Genomic DNA, 19,714 nt, shown 5'->3' with positions numbered 1-19,714 from the left:
GGGATCTCTCCCAGGAGAGATCGGCAGGTCACCGAGGCGGACCGGTGCGCGGACGCTGCTGTTCAGCGTCTCGTCTCGTACCTGGTCATGACGACGCCACTGGGAAACGTCCGCGTCTCGAGCAGGTTCAGGTTCACCCAGGTGTCCAGCGCGGTGAAGAACGGCGTGCCGCTGCCCACCAGGACCGGATGCGTGACGATGACGTACTCGTCGACCAATCCCGCGCGCACCGCGGCTGCGGCGAGCGTCGCGCCGCCGATGGTCATCGGGCCGCCGTCCTCGGCCCTGAGCCGGGTGATCTCGGCGATCGCGTCGCCGGTGATCAGGCGGGTGTTCCAGTCGACCCTGTCGATCGTCGAGGAGAACACCACCTTCGGCGTGTCCCGCCAGTTCCGCGCGAACGCGATCTGCGCCGGGGTGGCGTCGGGTCGCTGGTCGCCGGTCGGCCAGTAGGAACTCATCGCCTCCCACAGCTTGCGCCCGTACAGCGCCAGGCTGCTCGCCTGGTCATGGCCGAGCCACCACTCGAACAGCTCGTCGCTCGGCGGACCGGACCAATTGATGTCGTCTCCGGGTGCGGCGATGTAGCCGTCCAGGGTCAGGTTCATGCCGTAGATCAGTTTGCTCATGGTCCGGCCTTCCGTCCGTGGGTGTCCGGCGTACAGACCAGCGTGGCCCGGGAAAGTCATCGCCGCGCGGGTCCGGAGGTGCGCGCGGTGGGTGCCGATCGGCCGACTGGACTCGACGTCGGGTACCCGCGCCGGGTGAACTGGGGCAATGACGACTGCTCCCGAAGAACTGCTCGCCGGTACGCGGCGGGCGCTGCTGCACCGGATCGCGCTCGCCCAGGCCGAGGGGCGGGCGCCCTCGCTCGTGGCCGCGGTGGTGCGGGGCGGGCGGGCGGTGTGGCACGGGGCCCGGACCTCGGTGGACGGGCACGCTCCGGACGAGGACGTGCAGTACCGGATCGGCTCCCTCACCAAGACGTTCACCGCCGTCCTGGTCATGCGGCTGCGGGACGAAGGAGCCCTCGACCTCCAGGACCCGCTGGTGAAGCACGTCCCGGACGCGGGGACCGGCGAGGTGACGATCGCTCAGCTGCTGGCGCACACCGGAGGGTTGGCGGCCGAGCCGCCCGGTCCGTGGTGGGAGCGGACCCCGGGGTCCCTGCGTCCCGGTCTCGCTGACATCGTCGGCGAGCCGCAGCTCGCCCTGCATCCGCCGGGCCGCCGCTTCCACTACTCCAACCCCGGCTACGGCCTTCTCGGCGCGCTCGTCGAGGAACTGCGCGGAGCCGCGTGGGAGGACGTACTACGGCGTGAAGTGCTCGAACCCCTGGACCTGAACCGTACGAGTGCTCAGCCCCGGGCCCCGCACGCCGGAGGATGGGCCGTGCATCCCTGGGCGGACGTGCTGCTGCCCGAACCCGCCGAGGAGTACGGGCCGATGGCGGCGGCCGGGCAGCTCTGGTCGACCACCGGGGACCTGGCGCGTTTCGCGGCCTTCCTGGTCCGGGGGGACGCGCGCGTGCTGGACGCCGAGACGCTACGGGAGATGCGGACCCCTGCCGCTCCCGCCGAGACCATCGACCTCGCCGACGGCGGCACCTACGGGCTCGGCCTGCGCATCGACACCCAGGGCGGCCGGACCCTCGTGGGCCACTCGGGCTCCGTGCCGGGATTCCTGGCCAGCCTCACCATCGACGTGGCCGACGACGTCGCCGCGGTGGTCCTCGCCAACTGCACCTCCGGACCGGCCGTGACCCAGCTCGGCGCCGACCTCGTACGCATCGTGGCCGAGGCCGAGCCGCGCATCCCGGAGCCGTGGCGGCCACTGCGGGACGTCGACCACGCGGTACTGGAGCTGGCGGGCCCGTGGTACTGGGGGACCAGCCCGTTCGCGCTGCGCGTCACGGCCGACGGAGGGCTCAGCCTGGGGCCGCTCTCCGGCGGCGGACGACGGTCGCGGTTCCGGGACGCGGGCGACGGCACGTGGACGGGGCTGGAGGGATACTTCGCGGGAGAGGCCCTGCGGGCCGTACGGCGGCCCGACGGCACCGTGGACCACCTGGACCTCGGCTCGTTCGTGTTCACCCGGCAGCCGTACGAGGAGGGCGCGTCCGTACCCGGTGGTGTCGATGCGGCGGGGTGGCGCGGGATCGGGTAGAGCCGGTCGGCCGACGGGTGCGCGGCGGCCGAGAGCGCCGGTGCCTCAGATGACGCGTCGGCTCGTGGCGGACGATGCGTCATGTTTCACGTGAAACATGACGCATCCCGCGTGAAACATGACGCATCCGCCGTCGGGGCAGGGGCGTTCAGAGCGCGAGCTTGAAGCCGACGTGCGAGGCCTCGAAGCCGAGGCGCTCGTAGAAACGGTGTGCGTCGGTGCGGCTGCTGTCGGAGGTCAGCTGCACCAGGCTGCACCCTTCGCGCCGGGACTCCTCGATCGCCCACTCGATGAAGTGCGTGCCGAGGCCGCTGCCGCGCTCGTCCGCGTGCACCCGGACGCCTTCGATGATCGACCGGGTCGCCCCGCGCCGGGAGAGCCCCGGAACGATCGTCAGCTGGAGGGTGCCCACGACCCGGCCCTCGCGGACGGCGACGACCAGCCGCTGGTTCGGGTCCGCGCCGATCCGCTCCAGGGCGGTCAGATACGGGGTGAGGTCGTCCGGCGACTCGCGCGTCGCGCCCAGCGGGTCGTCCGCGAGCATGCCGACGATCGCGGGGACGTCGTCGGCGACCGCGGCGCGTACTTCGAGATCTCCCATGGCCGCACCCTATCCAGGGTCTGTCGGCAGGCCCTACGCGGCGATGGGCGTCTTCAGGGACTTCACGACCTGCACGAGCGGCTGCAGCTCGGGGCTCTTCGCCGCCTCGTCGAGCGCCTCGCGCAGGGCGGTGTCGTTGGTGGGGCGGGCTTCTTCGAGCAGCGCCAGACCGGCCGCGGTGACGTTGGTGTAGATGCCGCGCCGGTCGGTGGGGCACAGATAGCGCTCCAGCAGCCCGCGGTCCTCCAGCCGGGTCACCAGGCGCGTGGTCGCGCTCTGGCTCAGCAGGACGGCGTCGGCGACCTGCTTCATCTGCAGGTGCCCCCCCTCGCCGTCGTGCTGGCGGCTCAGCACGTCGAGCAGGGAGTACTCACGCACGCTGAGGCTGTGCCGGGCCTGCAACGCGCGCTCGATGTGGGACTCGATCCTCCCGTGGAGCAGGGAGAGCGCGCACCAGCCCTGAGCGAGCGAGGTGAGTGCGGGGTCCGTGGCAGTCATGGGCGTCTTCCTCCGTCCCGGAGCGGCTGATCCCAGGATAGGGCACGAGCGCAATATGCCGCGCTTGCAATTAACCCGCGTCTGCAACTATTGTGAACGCACGCAAAGCGCTCCTGCAATCTTCTGGGAAGGGTGTACCACACCATGCCTCTCGCGCTCCTGGCCCTCGCGATCGGGGCCTTCGGCATCGGGACGACCGAGTTCGTGATCATGGGCTTGTTGCCCGAGGTCGCCGGTGACTTCGGGGTCTCCATCCCCACGGCCGGGTTCCTCGTGACCGGCTACGCCCTCGGCGTCATGTTCGGTGCCCCGCTGATGACCGTCCTCGGCACCAAGGTCTCCCGCAAGCGGATGCTGATGCTGCTGATGGGCCTGTTCATCGTGGGCAACCTGCTCTCCGCGGTCGCCCCGACCTTCGGTCTGATGCTGGTCGGCCGTGTGGTCGCCTCGCTCGCGCACGGCGCCTTCTTCGGCATCGGCTCCGTCGTCGCGGCCGACCTGGTCGCGCCGGACAAGAAGGCCGGCGCCATCGCGATGATGTTCACCGGTCTCACCGTCGCCAACGTCGTCGGTGTCCCGCTCGGCACGCTCGTCGGACAGACCGTCGGCTGGCGCGTCACCTTCGGCATCGTCGCCCTGCTCGGCGTCCTCGGCCTCTTCGGCATCGCCAAGCTGGTGCCCGACATGCCGCGGGTCGAAGGAGTGCGCCTGCGTCACGAACTGGCCGCCTTCAAGAACGCCCAGGTGCTGCTCGCCATGGCGATGACCGTCCTCGGTTTCGGCGGGGTCTTCGCCGCCATCACCTACATCGCGCCGATGATGACCCACGTGACTGGCTACGCCGACGGGTCCGTCACCTGGCTGCTGGTCCTCTTCGGGCTCGGCATGGTGGGCGGCAACCTCGTGGGCGGCAAGTACGCCGACCGCGCCCTGATGCCGATGCTGTACCTCTCCCTCGGCGCCCTGGCGGTCGTCCTCGCGCTCTTCACCCTCACCGCGCACCACAAGTTCCTCGCGGCCGTCACGATCGCCCTCATCGGCGCCCTCGGCTTCGCCACCGTCCCGCCGCTCCAGAAGCGCGTCCTCGACCACGCCCACGGCGCCCCGACGCTCGCCTCGGCCGTGAACATCGGCGCCTTCAACCTCGGCAACGCCCTGTCGGCCTGGCTCGGCGGCCTCGTGATCTCCGCGGGCCTCGGCTACACGGCACCGAACTGGGTCGGCGCCGCCCTGGCCGCGGCCGCCCTCGTGCTGGCCTTCGTGTCGGCCGCCCTGGAGCGCCGCGAGGCCGCGCACACCGCCGCGACCCCCGACCACATCCCCGCCGGGCAGCCCGTAGCCGCTCACCGGTGACCGCGATCCCGGTGTCCGGGGCCAGGGCCGTCCCCAGACACCGGGTCACCCCGGACCGCCCCACCACGTACCGCACACGTCACGTACCGCACGCACCACCCCGCAAGGAGATCTCCATGACCACCGCCACTACCGCTGTCGCGCCCCTGACCAGCCACGACGCCGATACGCTCGTCACGGCTGCCCGCCGGGCCGCCGAGGCCGCCGGGGTCACGGTGAGCGTCACCGTCCTGGACGCGGGCGGCCACCCGCTGGCCTTCCGCCGTGACGACCGCGCCGTCCTCATCTCCGGCGAGACCAGCCACCGCAAGGCGTTCACGGCGCTCCAGCTGAACGCCCCGACCGCCGACCTGGTGGACGCCGTGCAGCCGGGCGGGCTGTTCCACACCCTGCCCACCGCGCTCGACCGACCGCTGCTCTTCATCGCGGGCGGTGTGCCGATCCACCGCGACGGCCGCCTCGTCGGTGCCATAGGCGTCGGCGGCGGCGCCCCGGACCAGGACCACTCCTTCGCCGTCACGGCCCTGGAGACCCTCGTCTGAGAGCCCCCCCAGCGCCGACGGGCCCCACGGCATCCTCGCTGCGTACAAGGACGCCGGTTCCCGACACTTCTCGGGAACCGGCGTCTTCTGTGTCCGGGCTACGCCGCCCGAAGCAGCCCTGAGACCCGACCGGACGTCTCAGCCCGCGGCCACCGTCAGGGGAGCGAACCTGCGGCTCGCGTCGCCGGGCAGCGCGCCGATGCCGTATGCCATGACGGCGTTGAAGGCGACCGAGTCCAGGCCGTTCGCCTTGAGCCAGGTCAGCAGTTCCTCGTGCCGGACGTCGATGTCGGTGCGCAGCGGCCGGTCGGTCAGCTCCGCCAGCGAGGCCACCAGCGCCTTGGCGGTCGCGGTGTCAGGGGCGACGAGCGGGCCGACGACGTGGGTGAGCATGTTGGGCCACAGTGCCGCGTAGCCGACGATCCGGCCGTCCCGCTCCGCCACCCGCACCTGGTCGGCGAAGGCGGGCAGCCGGGCCAGGACGTGGGTACGGTCGCTGCCGAAGACCTCCGCGTCCAGCCGGAGGATCGCGGTGAGGTCCTCGGCCGTGGCCGGGCGCGTCCCCTCGGTCCGCTCCGCCCCGCCGGGGATGAAACGGCCCACCACCATCTCGGCCCGGCCGGTCTGCTTGAACCCGAGTTCCTCGTAGAGAGGGAGGCCGTACGGCGTCGCGTGCAGGGTGAGCGGTGTGGCGCCCGCGAGGGAGAGGACGTGCCGCATCAGGCGTCGCCCCACACCCTGCCGCGCATGCCGTTCGGCCACCAGCACCATGCCGATGGCCGCCAGGTCCGGGCGGCCGGGCGGGCCGTACTCGGTGACCACGCAGGCGCCGACGAGTCCGCCGTCCGGGTCGTCGATGCCGTAGCCCTGCCCCGCGCTGAGGAGGAGGCCCCACTTGTGTTCCTCGCGCGGCCACCCCCGGTTCTCGGACAGGTCGGCGCAGGCGGTGAGGTCGCGGAGCGTCAGTCGACGGACGGGCAGAGCGGCGAGGGAAGGAGTCGGCACGCGGGCCAGGCTGTCCGACCGGGACCCCTGGCGTCCACCTGATTCACCGCAGACGTACGCGCTTTTGGCCAAGCCGTGGGTCGTAACCCCCGGTCGGGCGGCGGACGTTTCACGTGAAACAACGACGGCGCACAGGCCGAGCGGACCCCCGATCTCTGCCCGAAGGGCCTTCCGAGACGCCGCCGTCAGGCCGTGTCCCTCCCGCTAGCCTCGGGCGCATGACGCGACTCCATCTCTTCGACCTCGACGGCACGTTGCTCTACGGCACCTCGGCTCCGGTGGAGATCTCCCGTCAGCTCGGCCTCGAAGCGGAGACGGTCGCGCTGGACCGTGCCGTCGCGACAGGTCTGATCGATCCGCCGGAGTACGCGCGGCGCGCCCACGCCCTCTGGAGCGGACTCACCGACGCCCATGTGACGGCGGCGTTCGAGGGGGCTCCCTGGCTGGCGCGCGTGCGCGAGGTCTGGTCGGAGATCCGTGACCGGGGGGAGTACTGCGCCGTCGTGTCGCTGTCGCCGTCCTTCTTCGTGGAGCGCCTGACCGCGTGGGGCGCGCACGCTGCCCACGGCTCCCGGTTCCCCGCCGTCCCCTTCACCGAGCCCGTGGACCCCGCCGGTGTGCTCAGCGCCGCGGCCAAGGTGCTGATCGCCGACCGGTTGTGCGCGGAGTTCGGGGTGAGCCGCGCCGACTGCGTGGCCTACGGCGACTCCCTCTCCGACCGGGACCTGTTCGGCGTGGTCCCGTGCTCCGTGGCGGTCAACGCGGACCGTCATCTGTCCGGTCTGGCCACCCACGCCTACACGGGGAGAGATCTGTGGGAAGCCTATGAATTGGTGCGCCCCGTCCGGTAGTTGAGGGAACCGGCCATTCGCCCCTGGCACTTTCCGCCGAGAGAGAAGGAGGGGCTTGTGTGCCGCCCGCCGCCCGGTATGGTCGACTCCGGTTCGTGTCCGGAAGCGTGCTGTGCGCAGTGGCGCAAGAGGGTTCCGGCCGGGCCGCGAAACGGGGCAACGCAGCCTAACGGGACGGAGAGATCGAAGACCCACGAAGTCGGATTCGCGACCGGCGCGTCCCCGTCGACGGGATGCTGCGCCGAGGGGACCCACGGACGTGCCGTTCCCTCGTACCGCCCGGCCGGACGCGACCGTACGCGCGGGGGTCGACCCGGTCGCACCGGCCGGGGAACGGAACGGAGAGGCAAGCCGTCTGCGGGGGAAGCAGGCACCTTCCGAGCACGGAAGGGCGCAGACCGACCGAAAGATGTTCGAGGCGAGGCACACCATGGACGCTCCGACCCCCAGGTCGGCCGACAACGGCACGCCCGGCGGGGAGGGATGGTTCACTCCGCGCAAGCAGCCCGATCCCACCGCCGACGGCACACCGCCCGGCCCGTTCGGCGCCGAGGGCCGACGCCTGGCGGCACTTCGCCCGGTGGGACGGTCCACGGCCCCCGGCCCCGCCGGCGCGCCGCCTCGGGCCGCCCCGCAGGAACGCATACCCGCCCGCCCCGGACAGGCCCCGGTGGCAGCAGCACCCACGGCCCCTGCCCCGCCCGCCGCCGGATCTCCTGGCGCGAACCCCGCTCCGACCCCTGCCGCGGCTCCCCCGGCGGGTGTACCCGCCGCGGCGGGTACCCGCTGCCCGGACGCCCGGACCGAGCCGGGCCGGACCCTGGTGACGGAGACGCAGGCGGCCCCCGAACCGCGCACCGTCCCCGCCGCACCCACCCCGCCCGGCGAGCCCGCCCGGCCCGCTCCCTCCGCGCAGCCCGCCCCGCCAAGGCGTACCGCCCCACCCAAGGTCCACGTCCCCGCCCAGCGGGCCGCCTCTCCCGGTGACCAGTCCCCGGGGGAGTCCTCGACCGCCTTCCGGAGCGCCTCGCCGGACGCCGTCCTCATCCGCCGGACCATGGCCGAGGTGGGAGCCGTCGCCGACAAGGTCACCTCGTACTTCTACGCCCTTCTCTTCGTCCGCCACCCCGACCTGCGCTCGCTCTTCCCGCCCGCCATGGACGCCCAGCGGGACCGGCTGCTGAAGGCGCTGCTCACCGCCGCCGAGCACATCGACAACACGCCCGTCCTCGTCGACTACTTGCAGAACCTCGGCCGGGGGCACCGCAAGTACGGCACCCGCGCCGAGCACTACCCGGCGGTCGGGGAGTGCCTCATCGGCGCCCTGAGCAAGTACGCGGACGCCGTCTGGGACGCGGAGACGGAGGCGGCCTGGATACGGGCGTACACCACGATCTCCCAGGTCATGATCGACGCGGCGGCGGCCGACGAACTGCGCGCGCCCGCCTGGTGGTACGCGGAGGTCGTCGCGCACGAGGCCCGTACGGCGGACATCGCGGTGCTCACCCTGCGACCGGACCAGCCCTACCCCTTCCTCGCCGGGCAGTACGCGGGCCTGGAGACGCCCTGGTGGCCCCGCATCTGGCGGCACTACTCCTTCGCCTCGGCGCCCCGCTCCGACGGCCTGCTGACGCTCCACGTGAAGGCCGTCCCGGCCGGCTGGGTCTCCAACGCCCTCGTGCACCGCGCCCAGCTCGGCGACATCGTCCGCCTTGGCCCACCGGCCGGTTCGATGACCGTCGACCACACCCGGGACAGCGGACTGCTCTGCCTCGGCGGCGGCACCGGCATCGCGCCTCTCAAGGCTCTCGTCGAGGACGTCGCCGAGCACGGCTCCCGCCGCCCCGTCGAGGTGTTCTACGGCGCCCGCAGCGACCACGACCTCTACGACATCGACACCCTGCTGCGGCTCAAGCAGGCCCACCCCTGGCTGGAGGTCCGCCCCGTCATCGACCGCCACGACCAGCGCCAGCTCCCCGACGCCATCCGGACCTTCGGCCCCTGGACCGGGTACGACGCCTACGTCTCCGGGCCGCCCGGCATGATCCGCAGCGGGGTGGACGCCCTGCGCGGCGCGGGCATCCCGCTCGAACACATCCGGCACGACTCGGTGGAGGAACTGGTCGCCAGCGGCAGCTGAGCCACGTCCCCTCCTCGTCCGGTCCCGGGGCGGGGTCAGCCCAGGTCGGGTGCCTGCATCGCGCGCACTCCCTCGATGTTGCCGTCGAGGTAGTGCCGCAGGGACAGCGGGACGAGATGGACGGAGGCGATCCCGACCCGGGTGAACGGCACGCGGACGATCTCGTACTCCCCGGTCGGCTCGTCGATCTCGGGGCCGTGCCGCAGGGCAGGGTCCATGGACTCCAGGTTGCACACGAAGAAGTGCTGCACCTTCACACCGGTCGTGGCGGCGTCCTCGCCGATGTGCTCGACGGTGTCGACGAAGCAGGGGACCACATCGGTGATCTTGGCCCCCAGTTCCTCGTACACCTCGCGGTGCAGGGCGTCGACGACGGTGGGGTCCTTGGGCTCGACACCGCCGCCGGGGGTGACCCAGTACGGGTCGACGCCGGGCTTGGTGCGCTTGATCAGGATCAGGTTGTCGCCGTCCAGCAGGACGGCACGTGCGGTGCGCTTGACCACGGGTCGGACGGTCATGGGAGAAATGTGGCCCGGCTGGTTCCACGTGAAACATGCGGCCTGTTTCACGTGAAACCTCGCCCGACGCCAACGGCCTCCGGGACGGAGGATCAGGACCGGTTCAGCACCACGCGGAGGCCGAGGTCAGCAGCCATTCGTGGGCGCGTGCGATGTGCGGCATCGCCAGGGTGCCGGTACGCACCACCAGGACATACGTCCGCAGCGGCGGCACCGCGGGCTCGTACAGCTCCACGAGGGTGCCGTGGGCGAGGGCGGCCTCGCAGAGGTAGCGGGGCAGCACCGCGAGGCCCGCGCCCGCCACCGCGCAGGCCAGCACCGCCCGCAGGTCGGGGACGATGACTGTGCCCGAGGCGGCGGGGAGCGAGTCGAAGACGGACGCCCAGTAGCGGGCGACGAAGGGCAGCGACTCGTGCACCTCGACGACTGGCAGGTTCTCCAGGGCGCGGGCCCCCTCACGGCGGGACCGCTCGGTGCCGATCAGCCCCGCTCGGCGCGGGGCGGCGACCAGGACGTGCTCCTCGTCGCACAACGGTGTGGCCGTGAGCAGGGCGCCGCGCGGCCGGGCCGTACTGATGGCGAGGTCGTGGTGGCCCGCGGCGAGGCCCTCCAGGACTTCCTCTGCGGTCCCGAAGGACGCTCGCAGGGCGAGCCCCTGCGGGTCGTCCCCGGCCAGCCGGGTGAGGGCGGGGAGGGCCCGTTCCGCGGTGAACTCGGGCGGTCCGGCGAGGTGCAGCGACCGTATCGACGAGTCCTCGTCCAGGCCGGTCTCGGTGATCTCCACCAGGGCGTCGAGATGCGGGGCCGCCTTGTGGGCGAGTTCGTCGCCGATGGTCGTCGGCGTCACACCGCGGGCCTGCCGCAGGAACAGGGGGCGTCCCAGCTGGCGTTCGAGCGTGCGTATCTGTGAGGTGACGGCGGGCTGGGAGAGGCCGAGCAGCGCGGCGGCCCGGGTGAAGGAACCGGCCCGGTGCACGGTCACGAAGGTCCGCAGCAAGGCCAGATCCACGGAGCGCCCTCCCCTTCCGCGTCGTTTCCCGCCTTTCGCCTGCCTGGGCCGGGTCCACCTATAAATAAGTCGATAGGCCTCTGCGGCTACTGTGATTGGACACTGACACAGAGTCAACTAGCCTTGACCGCGCGGTTCTTCGTACGCGGAGCCGCGGACGGTCCGAGCCACGAGGGGGGAGGCTCGGACCGTCCGGCGTACGAGGCCCGCCCCGCTCACCGGCCACCCGGAACGCGACGCCCTTGGCCGGACGACCCGGAACCGACGGCCACGGACGGGCCAGCACAGGCAGAGAGTCGGTCTACGGCGCTCAAGGAGAGGCGTTCAGGACGCGGACGCGTCCAGCGCGCGCAGGAGGTCCGGCACCAGGTCCGCGGGGTCCTCGGCACCCACCGAGAGCCGTACGAAGCCCTCCGGCACCGCGTCCCCGCCCCAGCGCCCGCGCCGCTCCGCCGTCGACCGCACCCCGCCGAAGCTCGTCGCGTCGTCCACGAACCGCAGCTCCTCCAGGAAGCGTTCGGCCCGCGCGCGCGTGGGCAGCGTGAAGGAGACCACGCAGCCGTAGCGCCGCATCTGCGCCGAGGCCACCTTGTGCGACGGGTCGTCGGGCAGCCCCGGATAGCGCAGCCCGGTCACCTCGGGCCGTCCCCGCAGCGCCTCCGCGACCGCCAGCGCGGTCGCGCTCTGCCGGTCCACGCGCAGGGCGAGCGTGGCGAGCGAACGGTGCGCGAGCCACGCCTCCATGGGCCCCGGAATCGCGCCGACGATCTTGCGCCAGCCCCGTACGGCCGTCATCGGCGCACCCGCGGGCGCGGTGACGTAGCCGAGCAGCACGTCCCCGTGCCCGGTGAGCTGCTTGGTGCCACTGGCCACCGAGAAGTCCGCGCCCAGCTCCAGCGGACGCTGGCCGAGCGGTGTCGCGAGCGTGTTGTCGACGGCCACCAGGGCGCCGCGCGCGTGGGCCTCCGCCACCAGCCGCCGGATGTCGCAGACGTCGAGACCAGGGTTGGACGGCGACTCGATCCACAGCAGCCGCGCCCCGTCCAGCGCGTCGAGCTGGCCGTCGCCGCCGGTGGGCGCGGTGCGCACCTCGATGCCGTACGCCTCCAGTTGCGCGCGGACCAGGGGGAGGACCTGGTAGCCGTCCGAGGGCAGGACGACCGTGTCCCCGGCGCGCAGCTGCGAGAAGAGGACGGCGGAGATCGCGGCCATGCCGGAGGCGAAGACCAGCGTCTCGACGTCGTCCCGTCCCGGCGCCTCCAGTTCGCCCAGGGCGTGCTCCAGGTGCGTCCAGGTCGGGTTCTGGTCGCGGCCGTAGGTGTACGGGCCGGTGGGGTCGCCCGGCAGGTGGAAGTGCGCGGCGAACACGGGGCCCGGCAGTGTGGGCTCGTACTTCACGGGTTCCGGGAGTCCGGCCCGCACCGCGCGCGTGCCCTCGCCGGGCCCTCCTGCCGCCGAGGGCTCTGCGGAATCGTTCATGCCGTATGTCCTTCTGCTGCTGCTCGTCCGGCGGGGCCGGGGCGCCGGTCCGGCCCCTGCACATGGTCGCGCACGGCGGCCAGCAGTCCGGCGCTCGCCTCCTCGACCCTCTGGAGGCATTCCTCGAAGCCCTCACGGCCGCCGTAGTACGGGTCGGGCACATCGCGGCCGTCCGCGCCCGCGGGCCCGTAGGAGCCCAGCAGGCGGACCTTGCGCGCGTCCTCGTCGGTCGGCGCGAGGCGGCGCAGGTCCCGGAGGTGACCGCCGTCCAGGGCGAGCACGAGGTCGAGGCGCGCGAACCAGGACCGCTCGAACACGCGGGCGGTGTGGGTGAGCGTGTACCCGTTCTCCGCCAGGACCGAGAGGGTGCGCGGGTCGGCGTCCTCGCCGACGTGCCACGCCCCCGTCCCGGCGCTGTCGACCTCGACCAGGCCGTCGAGACCGGCGTCCGACACGCGCGCGCGGAACACCGCCTCGGCCATCGGAGAACGGCAGATGTTGCCGGTGCAGACGAAGCAGACGCGATAGACCATCGCCCGGTCAGTCCTCGTCGGGCAGGACGACGTTGAGCGCCCAGGAGACGACGGAGATGATCAGACCGCCGAGCACCGCCGTCCAGAAGCCGTCGACGTGGAAGGCGAGGTCCAGCTTGTCGGCCAGCCACGACGTCAGCAGCAGCATCAGCGCGTTCACCACCAGGGTGATCAGGCCGAGGGTGAGGATGAACAACGGGAAGGTCAGGACCTGCACGACCGGCTTGACGAGGAAGTTGACCAGGCCGAAGAGCAGCGCCACCACGAGCAGGGTGCCGATCTTCCCACCGGTGCTGTCGCCGGTCAGCGTGATCTTGTCGAGCAGCCACACGGCGACCAGCAGGGCGCCCGCGTTGGCGATCGTCTTGACTACGAAATTCTTCATGTGTCTGATCGTGGCAGAACAGATCGGCTACGAGGGCGGACGAGAGCGATGAAGGCATTCCGGCTGGACGAACTGGAGGCCGAACGGGCCGCCAACGACGGCGCCTACCTGCAGTTTCTCCGCGAACGGAACATGTCGGTCGGCCTGTACGCCCTCGATGCCGGGCAGCACGATCCGCAGAACCCGCACAGCCAGGACGAGGTCTACTTCGTCGTCAGCGGGCGCGCGGCCATCACCGTCGGCCTGGAGACCACCCAGGTGGCGCGGGGCAGCGTGATCTACGTCCCGGCCGGGGTGGCGCACAAGTTCCACCACATCAGCGAGGACCTGCGGGTCCTGGTCGTGTTCTCGCCGCCGGAGAGCTGACCGCCCGACGACCGCTCCATGCCGCCCGCCGGCCCTCCGCGCGACGTGTGACCTGCGCTCCGCCCCTCCCGGTTTCACCTCGGACCCTGCCTTCCGGTGGAGGGCGCGTCTCGGGGTTCCCTCAGGGACGGGTCAGGGGAGGACAAGGGATGCGATGCGTCCGCGGACACCCCTCTCCGCTCTAGCATCGACGGCAGGACATCGAGATGATCCGGCCCCGCCCGAGGAGCCGGACACCGGACGGACGAGGACAAGGACGAGGGCGAGAACGATGCAGGAGATCTTCGCGGGACTGCCGTGGTGGGTGAAGTGGGTGGCGGTGCCCGTCATCGCGCTCGTCGTGTTCGGCGGCCTGATAGCCAGCGTCGTCGGCTTCCTCATCGGACTGCTCTTCAAGCTGCTGGTCTTCGTCGCCCTGGTCGGCGGACTGGTCTACGTGGTGCGGAAGTTCACCGCGAGATCCTCCTCGCGCGGCGACTGGTGAGCGTCCGGGGCGCCCGCGGCCGGTGACGGTCGGCGGGGGTCCCTCGGCCGGGGGAAGTTTCCCGCGGGGCAGGACCGACGGCGGCGGCGCGCCGTTAACGTCCGGAACCCGTCGTGGAGACGCGAGCGGCGTTCCCCCTCCCGTGTTCCCCGCACGGACCGCCCTCTCGCGCTTCGGGAGTGACCCTTGGCCACGGTTGACGCCGCCGTACCCGCGGAGCAGTACCCGCCCCTCGCCCTCGCCCGCTCCGTCACGCCCCCGCTCCAGCGCCCGGCGAGCAGAGGCGTCCCCGAACAGCCGCACCCCGCGGCGACCCTCATCGGCTCGGTCCAGCGCGCCATGCGCCTCCTGGAGACCGTCGCCGGGCACACCGGCGGCGCCCCCGCGAAGCAACTGGCGCGGGAGACCGGACTGGCGCTCCCCACCGCCTACCACCTGCTGCGCACCCTGGTCCACGAGGGCTATCTGCGCCGGGACAAGGGGATGTTCTTCCTCGGGGAGGCGGCCGAACGCCTCGGCAGCAGCGGAGCGGCGCAGAAACGTCGCAGCACCGTCGTGGACACCCTCGCGCAGTGGCGGGATTCGATCGGTGTGCCGGTCTACTACGCGCGGTACAGCGAGGGCGAGATCGAGGTCATGTGCGTGTCCGACACCCCGGGCACCCCGGCGGTCGAGGAGTGGGCCGACTTCCGTGAGACGGGGCACGCGCACGCCATCGGCCAGTGCCTGCTGTCCCAGCTGGACGAGGAGGCCCGCCGCGACCACCTCGACCGCTATCCCGCCCGGTCGATCACCCCGTACACCGTCCGTGACGAACACACCCTGCTGCGACGGCTGTCCCGGACCCGGCGGCTGGAGACGGTGATCGAACGTCAGGAGTACGCGCTGGGCACGGTGTGTGCCGCGATCCCCCTCACCGTCGGGACGACGGCGGCCACGATGGCCATCTCCCTCCCCGCCCACCAGGCCGACCGGCTGCTGTCCGCGGCGCAGCAGCTCCAGGACCAGGTGGCGCGCGTGCTGGGGGCGCTGGCGCTCTCTATCAGTATCTGAAAACTCACTCCTTGTGATCTCGCGTGTACGTTCAGCAAGATGCCTCAAGGTGTCAAAGGGTGATTACCGGCCATTCGACGGCATGACGGGGTTAGGCGATGCGCGAGTCCGTACAGGCAGTACAGGCAGAGGTCATGATGAACTTCCTCGTCTCCGAGGAGCTGTCGTTCCGCATCCCGGTGGAACTCGGCTACGAGACCTGCGATCCGTACGCCGTGCGGCTCACCTTCCACCTCCCCGGGGATGCCCCGGTGACCTGGGCGTTCGGTCGTGAGCTGCTCATCGACGGGGTGGGCCGGGCGTGCGGCGAGGGCGACGTACGGGTCGAGCCCGCCGACCGGGACGTGCTGGGCGAGGTGCTCATCCGGCTCCAGGTGGGCGCCGACCAGGCGGTGTTCCGCTCCTCGGCGGCTCCGCTGGTGGCGTTCCTGGACCGCACCGACAAGCTGGTCCCGCTGGGCCAGGAGGGCGCGTTCGCCGACTTCGGCGCCCACCTCGACGAGACCCTGGACCGGATTCTCGCCGAGGAACAGAGCGCGGGCTGAGCGGACCGCCCTCGGCGGGGTCCGGTACGGCTGTGCAGGAACGCTTCTGCTGGGCTGGATCACGGGTCCGGGCGCCGAGGTGCCCGGCGACGGCGCCGATCAGACGATCAGGCGATCAGCGGAGCAGGCGGGGTCGCCGGGCACGGGCAGGCTTCGCGCCGGGCACCGGCACCCCCGCCGGTCCCAGGAGGACCGGTAAGGCTCCCGGTCCCGGAGGCCCCGGAAGGCCCAGCAGGGGTCAGCGCTTGCGGCGTCGGCCCCGGCCGGTCCTCGGGGGCTGCGGCGCCGCCGGAGCGGGCGACGCGCCGGCGCCCACGGCCGCGCCCGGCGGTGACGCCTGTGCGGGGGCCCCGGCCGTCTTCCCGCCGTTCGGCCGGTCCGCCGAGACCACGAGGGCGGCGAGCGCGGTGGTCACCGGCACCGACGCGACCAGACCGATCGAACCGACTAGCGTCCGCACGATCTCCTCGGCCACCAGCTCACTGTTGGCCACCGTGCCCATGCTGCTCTGCGCGATGGAGAACAGCAGCAGCAGGGGCAGCGCGGCGCCCGCGTAGGCGAGGACGAGCGTGTTGACCACCGACGCGATGTGGTCGCGGCCGATGCGGATGCCCGCCCGGTACAGCCCGCGCCACCCCATCGAGGGGTTGGCCTCGTGCAGCTCCCAGATCGCCGAGGTCTGGGTGACCGTCACGTCGTCCAGGACACCGAGCGAACCGATGATGATGCCCGCGAGCAGCAGACCGCTCATGTCGATCGTCGGATACAGACCGTGGATCAGACCGGTGTTGTCGTCCGTGTTCCCGGTCAGCGCGGCCCAGTCGATGAACCAGGAACCGAGGACGCCGATCAGCAGCAGCGAGATCAGCGTCCCGAGCACGGCCACCGAGGTGCGCGCCGAGAGACCGTGACACAGATAGAGGGCGATCAGCATGATCGCGCTGGCCCCGACGACCGCCACCGCCAGGGGGTTCGAGCCCTGGAGGATCGCGGGCAGGATGAAGAAGTTGAGGATGAGGAAGCTCATCGCGAGCGCGACCAGCGCCATCACCCCGCGCAGTCGCCCGACGACCACGACGGCGACCGCGAAGATGAGGGCGAGCAGGGTCATCGGCACCCGGCGGTTGATGTCGGTGACCGAGTACTGGAGGTCCTTCGGCGCGGAGGGCTCGTAGGCGACCACGACCTTCTGGCCCTCGTGCAACTGCCGTGACTGGTCCGGCTGGACGATCTCGGTGAAGGTGCGGCCCTTGTCCTTGCCCGTGTCCACCCGGATCGTGGCCCGCTTGCAGGTGCCGTTCGCCTGTTGTGCGGCGGAGGATCCCTCGGCGGTCGACGTGTCCCCGGTGGGCGTCCCGCCCGAGGCGTTCACCGACGAACAGCTCAGCTTCTCCACGGTGGTGACCGTCGCCTGCTGTGTCTGCCGGTCGAAGCCCACTCCGGTCCGCTCGTGCGCCGGGGCGCCACCCGGCCACAGCACGACCAGGCCCGCCAGCACCGCCACGGCGAACGGGATCAGCACCGCCGCGATGATCTTGCGCAGGTGCTGGGAGACGGGCGCCGCCGGGCCGTGACTGTGGCTGTGCCCGTGCCCGTGACCGCCTCCGGACGATCCGCCACGGTCCCCGGGCCCACCGTGGCCGTGGCCGTGCCCGCCCGAGCCGTCGCCGGGTCCGTCGTGGCCGCCCTGCCCCCCGTGGCCGCCGGCGCCGCTGGTCCCACCGGGACGGCCGCCCTCGCGGTGGCCGCCCGCGCCGGGGACGTTGCCGCCCACACGTGCGCCGTCGCCGTAACCCTCGTCCGGGCGGCGGCCGCTGTCGTGGCCGTGAGGGTGGCCGTGGCCAGGACCCTGGCCCTGGACACGGCCCTGGCCCCGGCCCTGGCCTCTGTCGTGCTCGTGGCGGCCGCCGAAAGTGGGGTCGCCGCCGTCGCTTCCGCCGAAGGCGCGGTCGTCGCCGAACCAGGACGACCCGCCCTGGGGGGCACCGGTTCCGCCGCCCGGTCCGAGGCGCGGTTCCGGCGGGGGAGAGGGGGGATGGGGAGTCGTGGTCACCGCCCGATCATCGCAAGAACGACAGAGGCCCACTGTTCACCGCGCCACAAAGGACGCTAGCGTGGTGACACCTTTGCACACGCGGGAGCTCGGAGCACCGGGCTGAGAGGGCGCTGACCTCCGTCTTCGCGATGTTTCACGTGGAACGCCATCACCACCGAGTGATGTTTCACATGAAACATCGGCAGGCGGTAGCCGCTGCGTCGACCGCTGAACCTGTTACCGGGTAATGCCGGCGTAGGGAGTAGGTCTCATGACCATCAAGGACGCACGCACGCCTGCCTCCGCGCAGACCTCGACCGAGGTCTCCGCACCCGACTCCGGGGAGGCCGGGAAGTCCATCGGCTGGCACAAGGCGTACGTCGAGGGCACCCGCCCCGACCTGCGGGTGCCGGTCCGTCAGGTGCATCTCACCAACGGCAAGTCCGTCACGCTGTACGACACCTCGGGCCCGTACACCGACCCCCATCAGGAGACCGACGTCCGCCGCGGGCTGCTGCCGCTGCGGGAGAACTGGATCATCTCGCGCGGGGACACCGAGGAGTACGCGGGGCGGCCCGTCCGCCCGGAGGACGACGGCATCAAGCACACCTCGCCGCGCGGCGGACTGCGCAACCTCGACGCGGTCTTTCCCGGGCGTCCGCGCCTGCCGCGCCGCGGCCGGGACGGGCGGGCGGTGACCCAACTCGCCTACGCGCGGCGGGGCGAGATCACCCCCGAGATGGAGTACGTGGCCCTCCGGGAGAACGTGGCACCCGAGGTGGTGCGGGAGGAGATCGCGGCCGGGCGGGCGGTCCTGCCCGCCAACGTCAACCACCCCGAGATCGAGCCGATGATCATCGGCAAGCGGTTCCTGGTGAAGGTCAACGCCAACATCGGCAACTCGGCGGTCACGTCCTCCATCGAGGAGGAGGTCGAGAAGATGACGTGGGCGACCCGCTGGGGCGCCGACACGGTCATGGACCTGTCCACCGGCCGGAACATCCACACCACGCGCGAGTGGGTGCTGCGCAACTCCCCCGTCCCCATCGGCACGGTGCCGCTGTACCAGGCGCTGGAGAAGGTCGACGGCAAGGCCGAGGAACTCACCTGGGAGATCTACAAGGACACCGTGATCGAGCAGGCCGAGCAGGGCGTGGACTACATGACGGTCCACGCGGGCGTGCGCCTGCCGTACGTGCCGCTGACGGCCAACCGCAAGACCGGCATCGTCTCGCGCGGCGGCTCGATCATGGCCGCGTGGTGCCTGGCCCACCACAAGGAATCGTTTCTCTACGAGCACTTCGAGGAACTCTGCGAGATCCTCGCGGCCTACGACGTCACGTACTCGCTCGGCGACGGTCTGCGGCCCGGCTCCATCGCGGACGCCAACGACGAGGCGCAGTTCGCGGAGTTGCGCACGCTCGGGGAACTCAACCGGATCGCGAAGCGTTTTCACGTACAGACCATGATCGAGGGCCCGGGACACGTCCCGATGCACAAGATCAAGGAGAACATCGACCTTCAGCAGGAGATCTGCGATGAAGCTCCGTTCTATACGCTCGGCCCGCTGACCACCGACGTCGCGCCGGCCTACGACCACATCACGTCCGGCATCGGTGCCGCGATGATCGCCTGGTGGGGCACGGCGATGCTCTGCTACGTCACGCCGAAGGAGCACCTCGGCCTGCCCAACCGGGACGACGTCAAGACCGGGGTCATCACCTACAAGATCGCCGCTCATGCCGCGGACCTCGCCAAGGGGCACCCCGGGGCGCAGGAATGGGACGACGCGCTGTCCGACGCCCGGTTCGAGTTCCGCTGGGAGGACCAGTTCAACCTGGCCCTCGACCCGGACACGGCACGGGAGTTCCACGACGAGACCCTGCCCGCGGAACCGGCCAAGACAGCCCACTTCTGCTCGATGTGCGGGCCGAAGTTCTGCTCGATGAAGATCTCGCAGGACATCCGGCGGCAGCACGGGGGCAGCCGGGCCGAGGTCGAGGAGGGCATGGCACAGAAGTCCAAGGAGTTCGCCGCCAACGGCAACAGGGTGTACCTGCCGCTGGCCACCTGACGCACGGGGACGGCGCTGCCCCCGTGCGCGACGGAGCACGGGGGCAGCGCCGTACGCGTCGGTCGAACGGTGGGGGT

Annotated in this window: 20 protein-coding genes and 1 riboswitch; of the genes, 10 read left to right on the top strand and 10 right to left on the bottom strand. The window is 71.7% G+C overall.

The window, feature by feature from the left end:
* Positions 1 to 62: 62 nt before the first annotated feature.
* On the bottom strand, positions 63 to 629 hold the full coding sequence (locus ACIQPQ_RS22080; RefSeq protein WP_401306144.1) for a dihydrofolate reductase family protein: 567 nt from the start codon (positions 627 to 629) through the stop codon (positions 63 to 65).
* 148 nt (positions 630 to 777) lie between these two features.
* Here ACIQPQ_RS22080 and ACIQPQ_RS22075 point away from each other — a divergent pair, with 148 nt between their 5' ends.
* Entirely contained in the window at positions 778 to 2,166 is a 1,389-nt protein-coding gene (locus ACIQPQ_RS22075; RefSeq protein WP_401306143.1) for a serine hydrolase domain-containing protein, read from the top strand.
* 148 nt (positions 2,167 to 2,314) lie between these two features.
* Here ACIQPQ_RS22075 and ACIQPQ_RS22070 read toward each other — a convergent pair whose 3' ends face one another.
* Positions 2,315 to 2,767 (bottom strand): GNAT family N-acetyltransferase, encoded by a 453-nt coding sequence (locus ACIQPQ_RS22070; protein WP_401306142.1) that lies wholly within the window; start codon positions 2,765 to 2,767, stop codon positions 2,315 to 2,317.
* A gap of 33 nt (positions 2,768 to 2,800) precedes the next feature.
* Positions 2,801 to 3,265 (bottom strand): MarR family winged helix-turn-helix transcriptional regulator, encoded by a 465-nt coding sequence (locus ACIQPQ_RS22065; RefSeq protein ID WP_401306140.1) that lies wholly within the window; start codon positions 3,263 to 3,265, stop codon positions 2,801 to 2,803.
* Positions 3,266 to 3,409: 144 nt separating this feature from the next.
* On the opposite strand from ACIQPQ_RS22065, the gene ACIQPQ_RS22060 reads away from it, so the two are divergent.
* Together ACIQPQ_RS22060 and ACIQPQ_RS22055 are read left to right on the top strand one after the other, a co-directional pair.
* Positions 3,410 to 4,618 (top strand): MFS transporter, encoded by a 1,209-nt coding sequence (locus tag ACIQPQ_RS22060; RefSeq protein WP_401306139.1) that lies wholly within the window; start codon positions 3,410 to 3,412, stop codon positions 4,616 to 4,618.
* Positions 4,619 to 4,734: 116 nt separating this feature from the next.
* Entirely contained in the window at positions 4,735 to 5,160 is a 426-nt protein-coding gene (locus ACIQPQ_RS22055) for a heme-binding protein (RefSeq protein ID WP_401306137.1), read from the top strand.
* Positions 5,161 to 5,298: 138 nt separating this feature from the next.
* Here the strand turns inward: ACIQPQ_RS22055 and ACIQPQ_RS22050 are convergent, their stop codons facing one another.
* A complete protein-coding gene (locus tag ACIQPQ_RS22050) occupies positions 5,299 to 6,165 on the bottom strand; it encodes a GNAT family N-acetyltransferase (protein WP_401306136.1) in 867 nt (288 codons plus the stop codon).
* A 218-nt stretch (positions 6,166 to 6,383) separates the two neighbouring features.
* Here ACIQPQ_RS22050 and ACIQPQ_RS22045 point away from each other — a divergent pair, with 218 nt between their 5' ends.
* Both ACIQPQ_RS22045 and ACIQPQ_RS22040 read left to right on the top strand, forming a co-directional pair.
* Positions 6,384 to 7,016: an HAD family hydrolase gene (locus ACIQPQ_RS22045; RefSeq protein ID WP_401306135.1), complete on the top strand. Its 633-nt coding sequence runs from the start codon at positions 6,384 to 6,386 to the stop codon at positions 7,014 to 7,016.
* Between the two features lie 409 nt (positions 7,017 to 7,425).
* Positions 7,426 to 9,156 (top strand): globin domain-containing protein, encoded by a 1,731-nt coding sequence (locus ACIQPQ_RS22040; protein ID WP_401306133.1) that lies wholly within the window; start codon positions 7,426 to 7,428, stop codon positions 9,154 to 9,156.
* A gap of 35 nt (positions 9,157 to 9,191) precedes the next feature.
* Here the strand turns inward: ACIQPQ_RS22040 and ACIQPQ_RS22035 are convergent, their stop codons facing one another.
* The 5 genes from ACIQPQ_RS22035 to ACIQPQ_RS22015 form a co-directional block, all read right to left on the bottom strand.
* Complete coding sequence (locus ACIQPQ_RS22035; protein ID WP_401306132.1) at positions 9,192 to 9,674, bottom strand: NUDIX domain-containing protein; 483 nt, start codon at positions 9,672 to 9,674, stop codon at positions 9,192 to 9,194.
* 103 nt (positions 9,675 to 9,777) lie between these two features.
* On the bottom strand, positions 9,778 to 10,683 hold the full coding sequence (locus ACIQPQ_RS22030; protein WP_401306131.1) for a LysR family transcriptional regulator: 906 nt from the start codon (positions 10,681 to 10,683) through the stop codon (positions 9,778 to 9,780).
* A 324-nt stretch (positions 10,684 to 11,007) separates the two neighbouring features.
* Positions 11,008 to 12,162 carry a cystathionine gamma-lyase gene (locus ACIQPQ_RS22025; RefSeq protein WP_401306129.1) on the bottom strand — a complete coding sequence of 385 codons (1,155 nt, stop codon included), beginning with the start codon at positions 12,160 to 12,162 and terminating at the stop codon, positions 11,008 to 11,010.
* A complete protein-coding gene (locus tag ACIQPQ_RS22020) occupies positions 12,159 to 12,695 on the bottom strand; it encodes a low molecular weight protein-tyrosine-phosphatase (protein ID WP_401306128.1) in 537 nt (178 codons plus the stop codon). The genes ACIQPQ_RS22025 and ACIQPQ_RS22020 overlap by 4 nt, the downstream gene beginning before the upstream one ends.
* A 7-nt stretch (positions 12,696 to 12,702) precedes the next feature.
* On the bottom strand, positions 12,703 to 13,080 hold the full coding sequence (locus tag ACIQPQ_RS22015) for a phage holin family protein (RefSeq protein WP_401306126.1): 378 nt from the start codon (positions 13,078 to 13,080) through the stop codon (positions 12,703 to 12,705).
* A gap of 48 nt (positions 13,081 to 13,128) precedes the next feature.
* On the opposite strand from ACIQPQ_RS22015, the gene ACIQPQ_RS22010 reads away from it, so the two are divergent.
* From ACIQPQ_RS22010 to ACIQPQ_RS21995, 4 genes are all read left to right on the top strand, one after another.
* Positions 13,129 to 13,446, top strand: a complete 318-nt coding sequence (locus tag ACIQPQ_RS22010; protein ID WP_383768225.1) for a cupin domain-containing protein — start codon at positions 13,129 to 13,131, stop codon at positions 13,444 to 13,446.
* A gap of 271 nt (positions 13,447 to 13,717) precedes the next feature.
* Positions 13,718 to 13,930 carry a DUF5326 family protein gene (locus ACIQPQ_RS22005; RefSeq protein WP_383768228.1) on the top strand — a complete coding sequence of 71 codons (213 nt, stop codon included), beginning with the start codon at positions 13,718 to 13,720 and terminating at the stop codon, positions 13,928 to 13,930.
* A gap of 186 nt (positions 13,931 to 14,116) precedes the next feature.
* A complete protein-coding gene (locus ACIQPQ_RS22000; RefSeq protein ID WP_401306125.1) occupies positions 14,117 to 14,983 on the top strand; it encodes an IclR family transcriptional regulator in 867 nt (288 codons plus the stop codon).
* A 98-nt stretch (positions 14,984 to 15,081) separates the two neighbouring features.
* A complete protein-coding gene (locus tag ACIQPQ_RS21995; protein ID WP_383768230.1) occupies positions 15,082 to 15,528 on the top strand; it encodes an SsgA family sporulation/cell division regulator in 447 nt (148 codons plus the stop codon).
* A gap of 238 nt (positions 15,529 to 15,766) precedes the next feature.
* Here the strand turns inward: ACIQPQ_RS21995 and ACIQPQ_RS21990 are convergent, their stop codons facing one another.
* On the bottom strand, positions 15,767 to 17,581 hold the full coding sequence (locus ACIQPQ_RS21990; protein ID WP_401306123.1) for a YibE/F family protein: 1,815 nt from the start codon (positions 17,579 to 17,581) through the stop codon (positions 15,767 to 15,769).
* A 71-nt stretch (positions 17,582 to 17,652) separates the two neighbouring features.
* A riboswitch (TPP riboswitch) is annotated at positions 17,653 to 17,842 on the top strand.
* On the opposite strand from ACIQPQ_RS21990, the gene thiC reads away from it, so the two are divergent.
* A complete protein-coding gene (thiC, locus tag ACIQPQ_RS21985) occupies positions 17,835 to 19,637 on the top strand; it encodes a phosphomethylpyrimidine synthase ThiC (protein ID WP_401306122.1) in 1,803 nt (600 codons plus the stop codon). Its footprint overlaps the riboswitch before it by 8 nt.
* Positions 19,638 to 19,714 lie beyond the last annotated feature (77 nt).

Origin of the sequence: Streptomyces sp. NPDC091281 (assembly GCF_044757425.1) — a bacterium.
GTDB lineage: Bacteria > Actinomycetota > Actinomycetes > Streptomycetales > Streptomycetaceae > Streptomyces.
The sequence above is the reverse complement of the archived record's forward strand: the minus strand, read 5'-3'. Positions and strand labels throughout refer to the sequence as shown.